Annotated in this window: 16 protein-coding genes; 7 read left to right on the top strand and 9 right to left on the bottom strand. The window is 67.8% G+C overall.

All coding sequences use genetic code 11. The features are described from left to right. The first annotated feature begins 91 nt into the window (after window positions 1–91). The 3 genes from ACYVBN_RS09615 to ACYVBN_RS09625 all read left to right on the top strand — a co-directional run bounded on the left by ACYVBN_RS09615 (window position 92) and on the right by ACYVBN_RS09625 (window position 2,886). Window positions 92–409 carry an antitoxin gene (locus ACYVBN_RS09615; RefSeq protein ID WP_440281061.1) on the top strand — a complete coding sequence of 106 codons (318 nt, stop codon included), beginning with the start codon at window positions 92–94 and terminating at the stop codon, window positions 407–409. Window positions 410–588: 179 nt separating this feature from the next. Beyond that, window positions 589–2,106, top strand: a complete 1,518-nt coding sequence (locus ACYVBN_RS09620; RefSeq protein WP_460600308.1) for an efflux MFS transporter permease — start codon at window positions 589–591, stop codon at window positions 2,104–2,106. A 99-nt stretch (window positions 2,107–2,205) separates the two neighbouring features. Beyond that, window positions 2,206–2,886, top strand: a complete 681-nt coding sequence (locus ACYVBN_RS09625; RefSeq protein WP_460600309.1) for a class I SAM-dependent methyltransferase — start codon at window positions 2,206–2,208, stop codon at window positions 2,884–2,886. A 10-nt stretch (window positions 2,887–2,896) separates the two neighbouring features. On the opposite strand, the gene mftF is transcribed toward ACYVBN_RS09625, so the two are convergent. Genes mftF through mftA form a run of 6 tightly spaced genes read right to left on the bottom strand, consistent with a single transcriptional unit; the run spans window position 2,897 to window position 7,525 of the window. Continuing rightward, entirely contained in the window at window positions 2,897–4,303 is a 1,407-nt protein-coding gene (gene mftF, locus ACYVBN_RS09630) for a mycofactocin biosynthesis glycosyltransferase MftF (protein WP_460600310.1), read from the bottom strand. After that, complete coding sequence (locus ACYVBN_RS09635; RefSeq protein WP_460600311.1) at window positions 4,296–5,069, bottom strand: SDR family oxidoreductase; 774 nt, start codon at window positions 5,067–5,069, stop codon at window positions 4,296–4,298. The genes mftF and ACYVBN_RS09635 overlap by 8 nt, the downstream gene beginning before the upstream one ends. Further along, complete coding sequence (gene mftE / locus ACYVBN_RS09640) at window positions 5,066–5,815, bottom strand: mycofactocin biosynthesis peptidyl-dipeptidase MftE (protein ID WP_460600312.1); 750 nt, start codon at window positions 5,813–5,815, stop codon at window positions 5,066–5,068. The genes ACYVBN_RS09635 and mftE overlap by 4 nt, the downstream gene beginning before the upstream one ends. A 48-nt stretch (window positions 5,816–5,863) precedes the next feature. Beyond that, the gene (gene mftC / locus ACYVBN_RS09645; protein ID WP_460600313.1) at window positions 5,864–7,072 is read right to left on the bottom strand and encodes a mycofactocin radical SAM maturase; all 1,209 of its coding nucleotides are present in this window, start codon (window positions 7,070–7,072) and stop codon (window positions 5,864–5,866) included. Further along, on the bottom strand, window positions 7,069–7,440 hold the full coding sequence (mftB, locus tag ACYVBN_RS09650) for a mycofactocin biosynthesis chaperone MftB (protein ID WP_460600314.1): 372 nt from the start codon (window positions 7,438–7,440) through the stop codon (window positions 7,069–7,071). The genes mftC and mftB overlap by 4 nt, the downstream gene beginning before the upstream one ends. After that, window positions 7,406–7,525, bottom strand: coding sequence for a mycofactocin precursor MftA (gene mftA / locus ACYVBN_RS09655; protein WP_460600315.1), 120 nt, complete (start codon window positions 7,523–7,525; stop codon window positions 7,406–7,408). The genes mftB and mftA overlap by 35 nt, the downstream gene beginning before the upstream one ends. Before the next feature lie 417 nt (window positions 7,526–7,942). On the opposite strand from mftA, the gene mdo reads away from it, so the two are divergent. From mdo to mftM, 4 genes are all read left to right on the top strand, one after another. After that, window positions 7,943–9,235 (top strand): dehydroquinate synthase/iron-containing alcohol dehydrogenase family protein, encoded by a 1,293-nt coding sequence (mdo, locus tag ACYVBN_RS09660; RefSeq protein ID WP_460600316.1) that lies wholly within the window; start codon window positions 7,943–7,945, stop codon window positions 9,233–9,235. Window positions 9,236–9,354: 119 nt separating this feature from the next. Beyond that, window positions 9,355–10,572 carry an AAA family ATPase gene (locus ACYVBN_RS09665; protein ID WP_460600317.1) on the top strand — a complete coding sequence of 406 codons (1,218 nt, stop codon included), beginning with the start codon at window positions 9,355–9,357 and terminating at the stop codon, window positions 10,570–10,572. 7 nt (window positions 10,573–10,579) lie between these two features. Beyond that, window positions 10,580–12,106: a VWA domain-containing protein gene (locus ACYVBN_RS09670; RefSeq protein WP_460600318.1), complete on the top strand. Its 1,527-nt coding sequence runs from the start codon at window positions 10,580–10,582 to the stop codon at window positions 12,104–12,106. Between the two features lie 53 nt (window positions 12,107–12,159). Continuing rightward, on the top strand, window positions 12,160–13,062 hold the full coding sequence (gene mftM / locus ACYVBN_RS09675; RefSeq protein ID WP_460600319.1) for a mycofactocin oligosaccharide methyltransferase MftM: 903 nt from the start codon (window positions 12,160–12,162) through the stop codon (window positions 13,060–13,062). A gap of 121 nt (window positions 13,063–13,183) precedes the next feature. Here the strand turns inward: mftM and ACYVBN_RS09680 are convergent, their stop codons facing one another. From ACYVBN_RS09680 to ACYVBN_RS09690, 3 genes are read right to left on the bottom strand one after another with little or no spacing between them, the layout of a single operon-like run. Further along, on the bottom strand, window positions 13,184–13,840 hold the full coding sequence (locus ACYVBN_RS09680; protein WP_460600320.1) for a transcriptional regulator: 657 nt from the start codon (window positions 13,838–13,840) through the stop codon (window positions 13,184–13,186). Beyond that, window positions 13,837–15,183, bottom strand: coding sequence for a sensor histidine kinase (locus ACYVBN_RS09685; protein WP_460600321.1), 1,347 nt, complete (start codon window positions 15,181–15,183; stop codon window positions 13,837–13,839). Before ACYVBN_RS09685 ends, ACYVBN_RS09680 begins: the two co-directional genes overlap by 4 nt. A gap of 4 nt (window positions 15,184–15,187) precedes the next feature. Next, entirely contained in the window at window positions 15,188–16,381 is a 1,194-nt protein-coding gene (locus tag ACYVBN_RS09690; RefSeq protein WP_460600322.1) for an iron-containing alcohol dehydrogenase, read from the bottom strand. Window positions 16,382–16,436 lie beyond the last annotated feature (55 nt).

The following is a 16,436-nucleotide window of genomic DNA, read 5'->3' on the forward strand; positions in this document are numbered from 1 at the left end:
CGCGCCGCGGGAAGGAACCGACCTTGCGGCGACGTCGTTGGGGATCAATAGTTGAAGGAGTCGACGATCCGTCCAGCAGAGGGAGATCACCATGGCAAACAGCGATCAGTTCAAGAAGGCCGGTGACGCCGCCCAGCAGGCCAAGGAGCGCGCCGGGCAACTGGCGCACGACAACCGGGACAAGTTCGCCGGTGTCCTGGGCAAGCTGGCGTCCAAGATCGATGAGCGGACCCAGGGCAAATACCACGACAAGATCGAGAAGGCGCAGGACGCGGCGCTCAGGAGCGCCGACAAGCTGGCCGAGCAGCGCCCGGACGGCGACACATCCGGCCAGGCCGGTCCGACGGCCGGCGACGGCCAGGTGCCGCCGCCCACCGATCCCGGGCAGCACCCGCAGTCCGGCGTCTGAGCCACGGCATCAGGAGGAGAGCGGTCCGTCGTGCGGCGGGCCGCTCTCGTCATACGCACGAGGGCGTGGCGCCACCACCCGATCGGATCGCGGCGCTGTCGGTATGACGGCCTAGAGTTGTGAGGTTCCCCGGGACGTCCGCCCGGCCGATCTCTCTCACCCTTCGAAGGACCCCTCCCGTGGAGCTCCAGCAGGTCAATCCGTGGCGCGCGCTGATCGCCCTGTGCGTCGGCTTCTTCATGATCCTGGTCGACTCGACCATCGTGTCGGTCGCCACGCCGGCCATCCAGGAGGGTCTGCACACCGACATCAACAGCGTGGTCTGGGTGACCAGCGCCTACCTACTCGCGTATGCCGTGCCGCTGCTGGTCACCGGCCGGCTCGGCGACCGGTTCGGTCCGCGGCGGCTCTACCTGATCGGGCTGGCGGTCTTCACCCTGTCGTCGCTGTGGTGCGGCCTGACCGGCACCATCGGAATGCTCATCGCGGCGCGCGTCGTGCAGGGCCTGGGTGCGGCGATGATGACACCCCAGACGATGTCGGTGATCACCCGCACGTTCCCGGGTGAGCGGCGCGGCCAGGCGATGAGCCTGTGGGGCGCCGTCGCCGGTGTCGCGACCCTGGTCGGCCCGGTGGTCGGTGGCGTCATCACCGAGAACTGGGGCTGGGAGTGGATCTTCTACGTCAACGTCCCGGTCGGCGTGATCGGCTTCGTGCTGGCGTGGTGGCTGGTGCCGGCGCTGCCGGTGCACTCGCACACCTTCGACTGGGTGGGTGTCGCACTCAGCGGCGCCGGCCTCTTCTGCCTGGTCTTCGGCATCCAGGAGGGCGAGTCCTATGACTGGGGCACCATGTGGTCGTTCGTCTCGGTGCCGGCGCTGATCGTGGTCGGCCTGCTGCTGATGGCGGTGTTCGTGTGGTGGCAGGCGCGCACCCGGGTCGACCCCTTGGTGCCGCTGGGGCTCTTCAAGGACCGCAACTTCAGCCTGGCCAACGTGGCGATCTGCGTGGTGGGTTTCGTGATCACGTCCTTCGCGCTGCCGATGATGATCTACGCGCAAGTGGTGCGCGGGCTCTCGCCGATCGAATCCGGCCTGTTGTTCGTGCCGATGGCGGTCCTGTCCGCGATCCTCTCGCCGGTGGTGGGGCACCTGGTCGACCGCTACCACCCACGGCTCATCGCCGGCTTCGGACTGACCTGCCTCGCGGTCGGGCTCTTCTGGCTGGGCGCGGCGATCGGCCCGGAGACCCCCACCTGGCAACTCGTGCTGCCGCTGATCGTGCTCGGCCTGGCCAACGGCTTCATGTGGTCGCCGATCTCGGTGACGGCGACGCGCACCCTACCGCCGCAGCGCGCCGGTGCCGGGTCGGGCGTCTACAACATGACCCGGCAGATGGGCGCCGTCATCGGCAGCGCCGCGATCGCCGCCGTCATGCAGGCCCGGCTCGCGCATCACCTCGGCAGCTCGGCGGGTGATCTGGCGGCCACCGGCGGCAGCACCACCACGGTGCACTTGCCGCCGGCCGTCGCAGCGGGCTTCGCCCGGTCGATGGGCGAGTCGATCTATCTGCCGGCCGCTGTCGCCGTCCTCGCGATCGCCGCGGCGTTGTTCTTCCGCAACCCGCACGGTGAGCGCCGCATGGCGGCCCAGTTGGGGAAGGATCAGGTCCCGGCCGGCAGCGTCGACGGGCTCTGAGGGCACGCCGTCGACGGGCCTGACGGTCCATCGACGATCTTTTTGCCGTTTTAGCAAAGTCTTTTGCCATATGATGAGTCGGCTGGCGATGCTGGACCCATGCAGACGAACCAGCCCGCCGACGCGGCGGCACACGCACATCAGCACGGCACCGACGGCACTGACCCGGACTACTTCGAGGCGTCCTCGTGGGACGAGCGGTATGCCGGCGCGGATGCCGTCTGGAGCGGCAACCCCAATCCGCAACTGGTGACCGAGGCGGGGCGGCTCTCCCCCGGGGCCGCACTGGACGTCGGCTGCGGCGAGGGCGGCGACGTCATCTGGCTGGTCCAGCAGGGCTGGCACGTCACCGGCGCCGACTTCTCGAGCAAGGGCCTCGCTCGGGCAGCGCAGCACGCGGAGGAGGCCGGGGTGACCGACCGCACCGACTGGTGGCAGGTCGACGCCCGCGAGTTCGATGCTGCGGGCCGGTCCTTCGACCTGGTGACCTCGCACTTCCTGCACCTGCCGGACGGCCGGATGGTGGATGCGGTCGGGCAACTGGCCGCCGCGGTCGCCCCGGGCGGGCACCTGCTGGTCGTGGGCCACTCTCCCGCAGCGCATTTCACCGAACTCACCGAGAGCAAGCGACGGGCGATGTTCCTGGCCGCCGACCTGCTGCCGGGCCTGCCGGACGGCTTCGAGGCGCTCGTGGTCGAGCAGCGTCCGCGCTCGGTCACTCGTGACGGCGTCACGGTTGAGATCGACGACTCGACACTGCTGGCGCGCCGCACAGCCTGACCCGCTCATTTCACTCACCCCGCATCCCGCGTCGTACCAACGGGATCAGCGCGCCGGGCGAACGCGCCACAATCGCACCCCGCCACAGGCCGAGGCCGTAGGCGAGGTCGTCGAGAGCGCGCAAACCGATGAACCGGAACGGGTCGAGCTGCGGACGCTTGCGGCGATGATCGACGATCCCGGCGACGATCGTCGACAGCAGATACGCGCGGCGGGCGCGCTCGGAGAACGGTGTGAGCGCCAGCGTCACGGGAACGTAGTGCCGTGTGACGAGTGACCCCGCCTGCTCCAGGGTCGAACGCAGCGCCACCTTGGTGAGCGCGGTCGCGGAACCTGACGGATCGTCGGAGAATGCGAACCGCCGCTCGAGGCCGCGCCACAGTGCGGCCGTCGTGAGAGCGATGACGAGGGGACTCCACCGCCGTTGCAGCAGCAGTGCGGCGGTGACAGCCGCCGTCCAGGGGGTCAGCACAGCCGGAGCGACCGCTCTCCCGTGCCGATCGGCCAACGGCGCAGCCCCCGTGCCGTAGAGCAGTTTCCGGCCGAACCACTCGCGCAGTTCCGTCCGGTGCTCGTGCCGGACGCGTGCCGCCGGCTCGTACCGAACCGACCAGTCACCGGCGAGCCGCCATACCAGGTCGACATCCTCGGCGACCGGCATCGTCTCGTCGAAACCGTTGCCCAGAGCGGCTTTTCGGGCCAACATCATCGCGCTCGGGACGTAGGAGACCCGAGCGTGCGGGCGAACGAGGGCAGGCTGATCACCCAGGTCGAGCGAAGAGCATGCGGCCTCGTAGCGCGACAGCGCTCCACCGTCCTCCACCATTCCCAGAATGCGTGGCGCCACCAGCGCCACCATCGGGTCGGCAAAATGGCGGCGCAGCACGGTCAGGCTGTCGACGTCGACGATGACGTCCGAGTCGACGAACGCGACCAGTTCGGTCTGCACCTGCGCGAGACCCGTGTTGCGCGCCGCCGACGGCCCTCGGGACGTCTGGTGACGCAGCAATCGGGCGCCGTGTCGCTCGCACACCGCGCGCAACTCGTCCGGATCGTGCGAACCGTCATCGACCACGATTGCCCGGACACCGACGCAGCCCGCCAGCAGCCGGTCGACCGACGACGCCCGGTCCCGCACCGGTATGACGAGGGTGATGTCCTCAATCCGGGAATGCGGCAGCGGATCGCTCCAACGGGGCTCTGCCATACCGCGATCCAGCAGGATTCTTGCCAACGTGCGGGAGGTGGGGTCTTCGACGTGCACCACACCCGCCGCGTCGATGCGCTCCACGGCAATGGGACGAAGCCGCAGCAGGGTTCCGGCGTCGCCGTACAGCGTGCGGCCGTCGGTGCAACGGTGCGTCCAGGCGCCGAGTTTTACCTCGAAACCATCTGGCAGCCGGCCCGATTCAGACACGTCCGAACCCCGCGTCCGCTGGCAGGATCGAGCCGTGCACGACCGGTCCGGCGTCCAGTGCGAAGAGCACGACGCGGGCGATCTCCTCCGGGTGGAGCGGACGCCGGCCGTGTTGCTGCTGCACCAGGTCGTGCACGTCGTCCAGCCCGTATGCCGCCGCGGTCCGTCGCAGCATCGTCGTGTCGGTCGACCCGGGCGCTATGCCGCACGCAGTCACCGACGTGCCGATCAGGTCTGCGGAGAGGGCCCGAACGACCCCGGCCGTCGCATGCTTCGCCACGACGTATGGCGCCAGCCCGTAGAGGCCCCTCTCCCCGGCGACACTGGTGAACGCCACGAACGCCGGCAGTGCCTCCGCCGGCCGGGTCAACAGATGCGGCAGGGCGGCGTGCGCCAGGTGCCAGCTGGTGAGGGTGTTGAAGGCGAGTGCCTTCTCCAAGGTTGCGGTGTCGGTCTCCCACAACGGGCGGCCGCCGGTGACCGCACCCGCAAAGGCCACGGCCGAATCGACGTGCCCATGCCGCTCCACAACCTCAGTCACGGCGGCGTGGGTTGCCGACGCGTCCCGTAAATCGACGGTCCTGCTCTCGATCCCCGAAACCTCCTGCAGAGCCTCCCGATCGGATGGCCCGGCCAAGGGGTAGAAGTCGTCAAGAGTGTCGAACGCGTCCAGCACCACGACCTGGTCGCCGCGCCCGGCAAGCAGCCGCGCCGTCGCTGCACCGATGCCGCGGCCCCCACCGCCGAGCACCACCACCCGCGTCATCCGGGCGCTCCCGCGGGCATCCGAGTGCGCACCAGGGCACCGCTGTGGTCAACGCCGGCTGCTCCCATCGCGCTGATCTGCGCTGTCACCCGGCGGGTCAGTGCGGTCAGCATGCGTTCGCCGTCCCGGCCCGTCGCGGTGCGCGGATCGCCGAGCACCCCGTTGGGCGCGACGGCGGCGATCCCGCCGGCCTTCAGCGCCGACCAGAGCTCGGCAGCAGCTGTGGTGTTGCCCACCTCCGCCCGCTCCAGATGAACGGACGCCGGCGCGACAGCGAGCATCATCGAGGTCTCCGCGTGGCCAGCATGCGCGTCGAAGTCCGGCTCGGCGCACGTCGTCCACGCGACCATCGGCTCCTCGAAACGCAGCAACTGCACGGCTTCGATCATCGCACCGACGTTGCCCCCGTGCCCGGACACGAGGACCACTCGGTCGGCCCATCGCCTGGCCGAGCGCACCATCTCCACCAGCAAAGCACGCAGCGCGTCGTGACCGATCGAGATGGTCCCGGCGAAACCTTCGTGCTCGCCGCTGGACCCGTATTCCACGCACGGCGCCACCGCGGCCGAAACACCCTGTGTCGCAATCTCTTCGACCACCCGGCCGCAGACCTCCGTGGCGATGAGGGAGTCGGTGGACAGCGGCAGGTGTGGCCCGTGCTGCTCGACGCTGCCGAGCGGAACAAGCAGCAGGTCGAGGTGCACGGCCTCGGCGCTGGGCACACCGGCCAGGTCGGGTTTCGACACCCTCCCCCGCTTCGCTCCTCCGCTACTCAACCCGCAGGACCCCGCTGCTCAACCCGCGTGGCCCGCGAAATCGAGCGGGTTCACCGGACTCTCGTCGCACATCGTCGCCGGCGGACGGCGTCCGATCTTCACCGGCACCGGTGCATTGCGGACGGTGCCCTTGTGTGAGTGGTCCTGCGACGGCGCCGGCCGGTCACCGGCGGTGACGAATTCCGCGTTGCCCTTGACACATTCCGGGTCTGGCCCGTCCAGCGGCATGCCGGTGAAGAACTTGGCCGCCATACAACCACCGCGGCACGAGTCGTATGCCGAGCAGGACGAACACGCACCGCCGGTCTGCGGCTCGCGCAACGACTTGAACAGTTCGGCGTCGCGCCATACATGCTGGAAGCCTCCGTCGCGGATCGAGCCCGCCAGGAAATTCTCGTGTATGGCGAACGGGCAGGCGTAGACGTCACCCACCGGATCGACCAGGCAGACGACACGGCCGGCACCGCACAGGTTGAGGCCCGGCAGTGCGTCGCCGAACGCAGACAGGTGGAAGAAGGAGTCGCCGGTCAGCACGTTCTCGCCATTGGCGACCAGCCAGTCGTAAAGCTCGCGCTGCTGGTGCGGCAGCGGGTGCAGCTCGTGCCAGACCTCCGCGCCACGGCCGGCCGGGCGCAGGCGAGTCAGCCGAAGCTGCGCGCCGTGGCCGTCCGCGATGGCCTTGAATTCGTCGAGCTGCGAGATGTTTTCACGCGTGCACACCACGGACAGCTTGAAATCCTTCATCCCGGCATCGCGCAGGTTGTCCATGGCGCGGATCGCCGCGTCATACGTGCCGGCGCCGCGGATCGGGTCGTTGACCTCCGGTGTCGCGCCGTCCAGCGAGACCTGCACGTCGACATAGTCGGTCGCTGCCAGGCGTTCGGCTCGCTCCTTGGTGATACGAAAACCGTTGGTGGAGAACTTGACTCCGACGTGGTGCTCAACTGCGTAGTCGAGCAGCTCCCAGAAGTCCGGCCGCACGGTCGGCTCGCCGCCGCCGATGTTGACGTAGAAGATCTGCATCCGCTCGAACTCGTCGATCAACGCCTTGCACTCGTCGGTCGACAGCTCCCGCGGATCACGCCGGCCGGACGACGAAAGACAGTGCACGCACGCCAGATTGCAAGCGTAGGTCAGCTCCCAGGTCAAGCAGATCGGCGCGTCGAGCCCGTATTCGAAGTGGTCCACCAACCGGGTCGGTGCGGGGCGCTCAGCCACTGCGGTCATGGTGTGTTCCTCCGAACGATGAGGTGCTGGTCGGCGAGCCGCTCGAGCGCCGCCTGGAAATGGGGACGCTGGTCGTCCGAAATGCCCACGGCATCAAGCGTTTCGGTGATATTCGGGTGGTCACCCAGTTGCCGGACGACGTCAACCAGCGCAGGGTCTTTCAGGAACGACAGTCGTCGCGTCGTGAAGTCGTAGGCGAGGGCGCCGAACGACTCGGGGCGCAGCGCCACCGAACCGTTCAGCTCCCATGGCTGAGTCGAACATTCGTCCCTCATCTTCGACTCAGCTGCTGCTTCTTGTGGCCGGCCTTCGGCCGGGCCGCCCGATCCGGCATCAGTAGACGCCGCACATTCCGTCGATCGAGACATCCTCGACCAAGTCGTCGGCGACAACCTCGTCCACGTTCGACTCTGCTGGATCCGCGGTCTCGAGCTCGACTTCTTCGGTGGCCACAGTGGCTCCTCTCGTCGTGGGTATGACGCAACCCGGCAGTGCCGAGATCGCGCGCGCCGGTTCGAGCGCACGATCCACGCTATGAAGCCGGCGTCGCACCCCGCACTCACCGCCCGGGCGGCGTACACCTACCCGCTCGGGTAGGAACACGCACCCCGAAGCCCTCCGCTCATTCCTGCACCCCACGAGTTCCTCCTCCGCTTCGCTCCCCCGAATACTTCGAGGGGACCCCGCAGCCTCGCTCCGATACGTCGCGACGACCCCGCCTGCCTGAGCGGGTAGGGCTCGCCCTCCCCGGTAGGTCAGCGAGTGCGGACCGAAAGGCCGGTGCCGAGACCTGCGTCACATTCCTAACGTCGAAGGTGTCGGCATTCCCCCGATTGCGCACTCGCGCCCATCCCTCACCGAGGAGGACCCATGCAAGTTGATGAGTTGCTGAAGCCGTTCCCGATCAAGGAATTCCATCCCTTCCCTCGTGGGCTGCTCGGTCCGGGCGGAGCGGAGATGATCGGACCGGAGGCCCTCAAGCTCGGCTTCAAGAAGACGCTGGTGATGACGACCGGGCTCCGCGGCTCCGACGTGGTGCACAACATCGTCGAGTCGATGAAGTACCACGGGCTGGAGGTCGTGCTCTACGACAAGGTCGAGTCCAATCCCAAGGACTACAACGTCATGGACGCGGTCTCGCTCTACCAGGACAGCAAGTGCGACTCGTTCGTGTCCATCGGCGGTGGCTCGTCGCATGACGCCTGCAAGGGCGCACGCATCTCCGTCGCGCACGACGGCCGCAACATCAACGAGTTCGAGGGTTTCAACAAGAGTGAGAACCCCAAGAACCCGCCGCACATCGCCGTCTCCACCACGGCCGGCACCGGCTCGGAGACGTCCTGGGCGTATGTCATCACCGACACCACGACAGACCCGGACAAGCCGCACAAGTATGTCGCGTTCGATGACGCGGCGATCACCTCACTGGCGATCGACGACCCGGTGATGTACTACTCGACACCGATCGACTTCACCGCACAGTGCGGATTCGATGTGCTGGCGCACGCGTCCGAGCCCTACACGTCACGGCTGAACTTCCCGCCGTCGTTGGGCAGCGCGTTGCAGGCGATCAAGCTGACGGCGGAGAACCTGCGCGAGGCGACCTGGAACCCGCAGGACCTCCCGGGCCGCGAGGGAATGATGTACGCGCAGTACATCGCCGCTCAGGCCTTCAACTCCGGTGGGCTGGGCATCATCCACTCGATCAGCCACGCGGTGTCGGCCTTCTACGACCTGCACCACGGCCTGAACAACGCGATCGCACTTCCGCGGGTATGGGCGTTCAACATGCCCGTCATGTACAAGCGCTTCGCCGACATCGCCGAGGCGATGGGCGTGGACACCCACGGTATGACGGACGTGCAGGCCGCTGATGCGGCGCTGGCAGCGTCGATCCGGCTGCTCCGCGACGTCGGCATTCCCGAAAAGTTCACCGACGTCACACAGGACAGCTACATCAAGAACCGGCTCGGCCAGGGCCCGACGAAGTACTACGAGAACAAGAAGGTCGTCAAGGGCGACAAGGCGGACGTCGACAACATCACCAACCACGTTCTCGGCGACACGTGTACGCCCGGCAACCCGAAGGAATGCACGTTCGACACGGTTCGTCCGGTCGTCGAGCACTGCTTCAACGGTGACCTGGACGACCTGCTCGGCTGAGACGGCGGCCGACCGCCGGCCGGACTGTCGATCGTCCGGCCCCTGCACACGCTGCCCGCACACGAGGCGAACTCGCGTGCGGGCAGCGCACCCAACCACCCAGTCGAAGGAGAGCACCCGTGACAACGCCCGTGAGCCAGAGCACCGAGACCCAGCCGGACGAGATCGACCCCGACTTCCACAGCGTGGAGGACGCACGTGAGCGGCTGCGTGGCGTCGGCTACCTCACGAACGAGCGGCTCGCGACCACGGCATACCTGCAGTCCGCCCTCGGCAAGCCACTGCTGTTGGAAGGTCCAGCAGGTGTCGGCAAGACCCAATTGGCCCAGAGCGTCGCTGCGGCGACCGGGCGAAAGCTGTTGCGGCTGCAGTGTTACGAGGGCCAGGACGAGACCAAGGCACTCTACGAGTGGGACTACGGCAAGCAGCTGCTCTACACCCAGATGCTGCGCGAGAAGATCGGCGACATCATCGCCGACACCGCGGACCTGAACGCCGCGGTCGAAAAGATCGCCGCTCAGGACAACGTCTTCTTCTCCGAGCGCTTCCTCGCACCTCGACCGCTGCTGGAGGCCGTGCAGTCGACCGAGCCGGTGGTGCTGCTGGTCGACGAGGTCGACCGCGCCGACGAGGCACTCGAGGCCGTGCTGCTGGAACTACTCGGCGAGTTTCAGGTGTCGGTCCCCGAGATAGGCACGTTCATCGCTCAGTCGACACCGCTGGTGCTGCTGACGTCGAACAACACACGCGACCTGTCGGCCGCTCTCAAGCGCCGCTGCCTGCACCTCTTCCTCGACTACCCGGACGCGCAGCGGGAGCTGGAGATCATCCGCTCCAAGGACACCGGCCTGGCCGACTCGATCGCCGAGCAGCTCGTCGAGGTGGTGCGCACCCTCCGCACGCTCGACCTGCGCAAGTCGCCGAGCATCTCCGAGACCATCGACTGGGCGCGGACTCTCGCCGTACTCGGGGTGCACGACATGTCGCCTTCGGTGCTCGCCGACACCCTGAACGTCGTGATGAAGTACGAGCGCGACCTGACGCTCGCCACCCGGCACATCCCACGCCTGCTCGACCCGAACGCGGACGTCCCGGAGTCACTCGGCCATGGTCACGGGCATGGCCACGGGCATGGACACAGCCACGGGCACAGCCACGACGACACCCCGGCGGATGCGGACGGCGTCCAGGTCCGCGAGGACAAGGACAAGCCCGGCCGACACGATGAGCGCTACTACGGTTCACCGACGGCGAAACCTGCCGCTCCCCGCAAGGTTCCGCCCGGTCAGGGTGAGCGATCGTTCAACCGTGGAGCCGCCCGCAAGCGGCCGGTCTGAGGCAACCGTGGACGGCACACTGCACCGGTTCATCCGCTTCCTGCGGCTGCACGGGATGCGGATCAGCGTCGCCGAGGCGCTCGACGCCGTAGAAGCGGCGGCCCGCCCCGGGATCGCGTTGGACCGGGAACGGCTGCGCTCTGCGCTCTCGGTCTCGCTGGTGAAGGACCGACGCGATCTGGAGGTCTTCGACGACGTCTTCGATCGGTTCTTCAAGCTGCAGGCAGTGGTCCGGGACCCGACCGAGCACGGGCACGCGCACGACGATCTCGACGACGAAGGTGACCTGCAGGACTTCACCTTGTCCGACGAGCTGTCCGACACCCCGCAAGAGGGCCACTCCCACGACGCACCCAAGGACATCAAGGACTACTTCAAGCAGGAGGATCTGGCGCAGCAGTACAACCTGCACCAGGAGGCCAACAAGCTGGATATGGCGTCGATGACCGACGAGATCGTCGTGTCCAAGGACGGCAAGGTGTCACCCGGTGAGGCCGCGCGCGTGCAGATCACCGCCAACCGGTTGCACAATCCGGGCACGCCGGGCCGGCTCACCAAGAGCGACGGCCTGAAGATCGACGCCGAACTGTCGGTGGCCGAGGAGATGGCACTGCTGAGCTGGCTCGGTGAGCCCGACGAGTCGGGCGACGAGCCGGAGGTCGATCCGGATCTGGCGGCGCTGCGCGAGCGACTGGCACCGTTCCTCGCGGCGCTGCCCGAGCAGCTGCGACAGCACCTGGAGAGCCTGCTGAACGACGAGCAGGACGTCGAATCCCGCGAGATCGAGGCCGCCCGGGCCGAGGTGATCGAGGAGACCGAGCGCATCGCGTTCGAGGACTCACTGCGTCGCCTGTTGCACAGCCTGCGTGGCGCCCCTCGCCCCCGGCGGCACGTGTCGGGCACCGGAGTCATCGACAGCCGACGCACCATGCGCACCAACATGCGGTATGACGGTGTGCCGTTCCGGCCGGTACTGGTCAGCCGCCGGGAGGACCGGCCGCGGCTCGTCGTCCTCTGCGACGTCTCCCTGTCGGTGCGTGCGACCTCGGCATTCGCGCTGCATCTGGTGCACAGCCTGCAGTCGATCGCATCGCAGGTGCGCTCGTTCGTCTTCGTCGACGAGTGCGTCGAGATCAGTACACTCTTCGCCGATCACCATGTGCAACAGGCTCTTTCGCAGATCATGGCGGGCAAGGCCGACGGCGGCAAGATCGATGTCGACGCCGATTCGGACTACGGGACGTCCCTGCGGCAGTTCCTCGAGGAGTACGGCTCGGCGATCAACCACCGCACCACGGTGATCGTCATCGGTGATGGTCGCGGCAACGGCAACGATCCCGCGCTGGACACGTTCGCCGAGATCGCCCGACGGGCGCGGTCCGTGGTGTGGCTGACGCCCGAGCCGCGCTATTCGTGGGCGCTCGGGCGATGCGACCTGCCGTTGTATGCAGAGGAGTGTGACAAGGTCGAGGTCGTGCGCAACCTGCACCAGCTGCGCGACTTCTCGCACGCCATGACCGAGGGGGTCGGCTGAGCGAGCGACCGGAGGTGGTCGGGACGTCAGGGACAAGGGATGAGGGGATCAGGGTGAGTGGGGTCGACGAGATGGAGCTCGACGCCTACCTGGCGTGCCCAGGCGGGGTCTACCGGACCGACACCGTCACGGTGCGCCGCCGACCGCTCGTCGAGCAGCGCCGCCTGGGCATCGCCCGGACGGACCACTTCGATATCGGCCGGGTCGGCACCGGACTGCTGCTGGAGCACGACCTCGCCCCGGACCAGGTCGATGACGACCTCTCCGGGATGCTGAGCGTGGAGCTCTTCGACGCGGGGTGGATCCGCGGACCGCGCCTTTTCGAGGAATTGCTCGTCGGCATCGTCCTCACCAGCGCCGACGCACCGCAGCAGGCGTGGCTGAACTTCTACCGCAACACGATTCGTCGGATCGACGCAGAGATCACGGACCCGAGCGGGTGCGGTTCGATCGCGGCATACGCACCGGTGCACGCGCACGTGGAAGGCGTCGTGCGCGGTTCCTCGGTGCACGAACTCGGCACCTGCTTCGGCTTCCAGGCGCTGCGGCTCGCCCGGTGCGGCCTCGACGTCACCGCCAGTGACTTGTCGGCCGGCTCCGTGGACCTGTTGCGGGACATGAGCCACCTACTCGATCTGCCCCTGCACACGCTCGTCGCCGACGCAGCCCGGATCGCCGCGCCCGACGGCAGTTGCGACACGGTGCTCGCCATACATCTGCTGGAGCACGTGCCGGACGACACCGCGGTCGAGATCATCCAGGAAGCGTGCCGCATCGCCCGCAAGCGGGTCGTCGTCGCGGTGCCGTTCGAGGACGAGCCGGCGCAGCAGTTCGGGCACCTGCGCAGCCTCACGCTCACCGACCTGCGTGCCTGGGTGCGAGCCACGGGTGCGGACTGGGACTGGCAGGTCTACGAGCACCACGGTGGATGGCTGCTCCTGGATCGTCCGGAGTGAGCCACCAGTGCGCGTCGAGCCACACCGCACTGCTGGGACGTGCAGGGGTTCGATACGCCCTCCGCCAGCGCTCCGGGCTACTCAACCACCGTGAGCGTCCGGGGCGCTCAACCACATTGGGTCACAACAGGTTTCGCTTACTCGCCTCGTAGACGGCTTCCGCCCTGCTGGAGACCTCGAGCTTGCGCAGGATGTTGCCGACATGGAACTTCGCGGTGGTCTCCCCGACATACAGCCGCTTACCGATCTCCTTGTTCGACAGGCCACGCGCCAGGTGCCGCAACACCTCCAGCTCGCGGGGTGACAGACCCGGCTTCGCCTCCGGTGCTGGCGCCTGCATCCCACGAACCATCGCGGCGGCGCTGCGAGCGTCGAAGGCCGACTCACCCCTGCTCACATCGTGTATGGCGCGCATCAGCGCGTCGGTGTCCACGTCCTTGACGACGTACCCCTTCGCGCCGGCCTGGACGGCCTGCAACACCAGTTCCTCGTTGAGGAACGTCGTCAACACCAGGATCGCGACCTGCGGATGCCGGTCGGCGACCTCCCGTGCCAGGTCCAGTCCCTCGGTGTCACTCGAGGTCGACAGCTTGAGGTCGAGCAGCAGCACATCCGGCGGTGCGGAACAGTCCATCAGGGCAAGGCATTCGCCGCTCGACGACGCCTCCGCGGTGACCTTGATCTTCGGGTCCCGCTCCAGGATGGACCGCAAGCCCTGCCGAATGATCGCGTGGTCGTCGACGAGCATCACTCGGATCTGCCCCTCGGTTGCGGTCATGACACCTCCGGTGTGTGGAACGGCACGGGCAACGGCAGGTTGAGCACGACACGTACGCCGCCGAGACGTGACCTCCGGAAGGCCAGCGTGCCACCGAGTTCGTGCAGCCGGTCGTCCATGTTCGCCAGTCCGCGGTGCCGTCCGTCGCCCACCGCCCGCTGCTCCAGACGAAGCATGCGTCGCAGTGCCTTCGGGTCGCCATTGCCGTCATCGGAGACCGAGACGGTCAAAGTCGTTGCCCGATAACGCAATCGGATGATCACCCGGGTCGCGCTGGCATGCGCGGCAACGTTGAAGAGCGACTCCCCGACGGCGCGTGCCAGCTCCTGACTCGCTGCGGGCGGGACATCGCTCACCGGGCCTTCCGCCACGACGCGCACGTCGAGCGCGGGACGGTGGTGCGCGACGACCTGCTCGATGAGTTCCTTCAACGACGCGGCCGCCTCAGCCGGTGGCTGATCGAGCGCGTAGATCGCCGTGCGCAATTGTTGGACCGCCGTCTGGGTGAAACCCTTTGCCCGCGCGAGTTGCTCGACCAGCTCAGCCATGCCGCGGGTCTCCGCCTCGCCGCGTGCGACCTCGACCGCCATACCGGCCGACAGAACGTATTGGGTGACGCTGTCGTGGAGTTCACGCGCGATGCGATGGCGTTCGCCGCCGACGAGCTCACGCTGCATGGCGACCGCGAGCTGCTTCTCCGCCGCCTGCAACTCGGCAGTGCGTGCCGCCAGGTCACGTGCCTGCAGCTCGGCCGCCCGGTTGAGCCGCTGGGCGCGCCGGTGCAATGTCACGCCGGCCTGGTATTGCTCCGAGGTGTGCAGCGACACCGCCGCCTGGTTGGCCAGGATCCGCAACACCGCGAGGTCCTCGGGTTCCGGCTCCTCGCCGAGCCCCGGCTGCACCGACAGCGCACCGATCTGCCGGCCCTCCAGGTTCATCGGCGCCCTCAGCCAACCGTTGTGCACCGCACCGACCGGATATGCGCCGGAGCGGATGGCGGCCAGCTCCACTTCGACCTCGGCGGGAAGGTCCGTGGTGTCGCCGCGGCTGCTTCCGCCCGGGCCGATCGCCACGAGCCGCGGCCGCGCACCACGCAAGTGCTCATCGGCGAGCGCCAGCAGCGCCCATTGCGCCTCCAGGTGGCCGGCCGCTGCCCGGGCAACTTCTTCCAGCACTCCGCGCGGGCCCTCGACGGTGCGGACCACCACGCTGGAGATGCGGTCCATCGCCCGGACCGTGCGTTGCATCCGACGACTGGACCGGACGAAGGCCGGGTAGTAGGAGTTCTTTCCCGTGCGGACTCCGGTGAGCCGGGAAAGATCATTGGTGGGGTCGGTGGCCACGGAACTACAGGGCCTCGCGGAAGATCCGCGCAATGTCCGCGGCGTCGGAGTGCCGCGGGTTGGTCGTGATGCAGGCGTCCTCCAGGGAGTTGCGCGACAGCAGGTCGACGTCGCTCTCGGTCATCCCGAGCGCACTCAGCGATCGCGGCACGCCGACCGCGTCCGCCAGCTCACGAACGCGTTCGGCCAGCCGCTCAGCGACTTCGTCTCCCGGCGCTCCCACGGCCCCGATGCCGAATCGTCCTGCTATCTCGATGAATCGGTCGGGCGAGCTCTTTGCGTTGTAACGGATCACATGCGGCAACAGGATGCCGTTGATGACACCGTGTGGGGCGTCCAGTAGACCGCCCACCTGGTGGCTCATCGCGTGAGTCGCGCCAAGTATGGCGTTGCTGAACGCGAGGCCGGCGTTGAGGCTGGCCTGCGCCATACCGACGCGGGACGTGTCGTCGTCCGGCAGGTCGACGGTGCGGGTGAGATGTTGGTTGACCAGCCCCACGGCGCTAAGGGCATGCACGTCGGCCAACGGGTTGTGTGCACGGGAGACGAACGCCTCGATCCCGTGGGTCAGCGCGTCCAATCCCGTTGCAGCATTGAGCCATTCGGGCATTGTGACGAGAAGGCGCGGATCGGTGATCGAGATGTCCGGCACGAGGGCGCGCCCCATGATCGTCACCTTCACGTGGCGGGTCGTGTCAGTGACGATGCAGAACTGGCTGACGTCGGCTCCGGTGCCGGATGTCGTCGGAATCATCAGCAGGGGCGGAATCCGATCCCGCACCTGGTCGACGCCGCCGTAGTCGAGGATCTCGCCACCGTTGCCGGCCAGGATCGCCACCCCTTTGGCCGCGTCCATCGCGGAACCGCCGCCGATGGCGACGACGACGTCACAGCCCTCCTCGGCATACCGCGTGTATGCCGCGGCGATCTCGTGCTCCTTGGGATTGGGCGTCACACCGGAGATCACGACAGGCGTCAGGCCGGCCACGTGGAGATAGCTCTCGAGGACCGATGCCCAGCCGACTTCGACGATGCCCTCGTCGGTCACGACCATCGGGCGTCGCGCGCCCAGGCGCAGTGCGCAATAGCCGGCCTCCGCGAGGGCACCGGGACCGAAGACGATCTCCGGTGCCTGGAACTTGACCAGCCCTGCAGCGGTGTCCGAGACGGGTGCGTCGGCGAAACTAGCGGTCGTCATGCTCGGCCTCCGTCCTGCCCTGGCAGCGATGTCGCTGCCATCCGGACCTGTCAAC

This window comes from Flexivirga lutea (assembly GCF_054778955.1).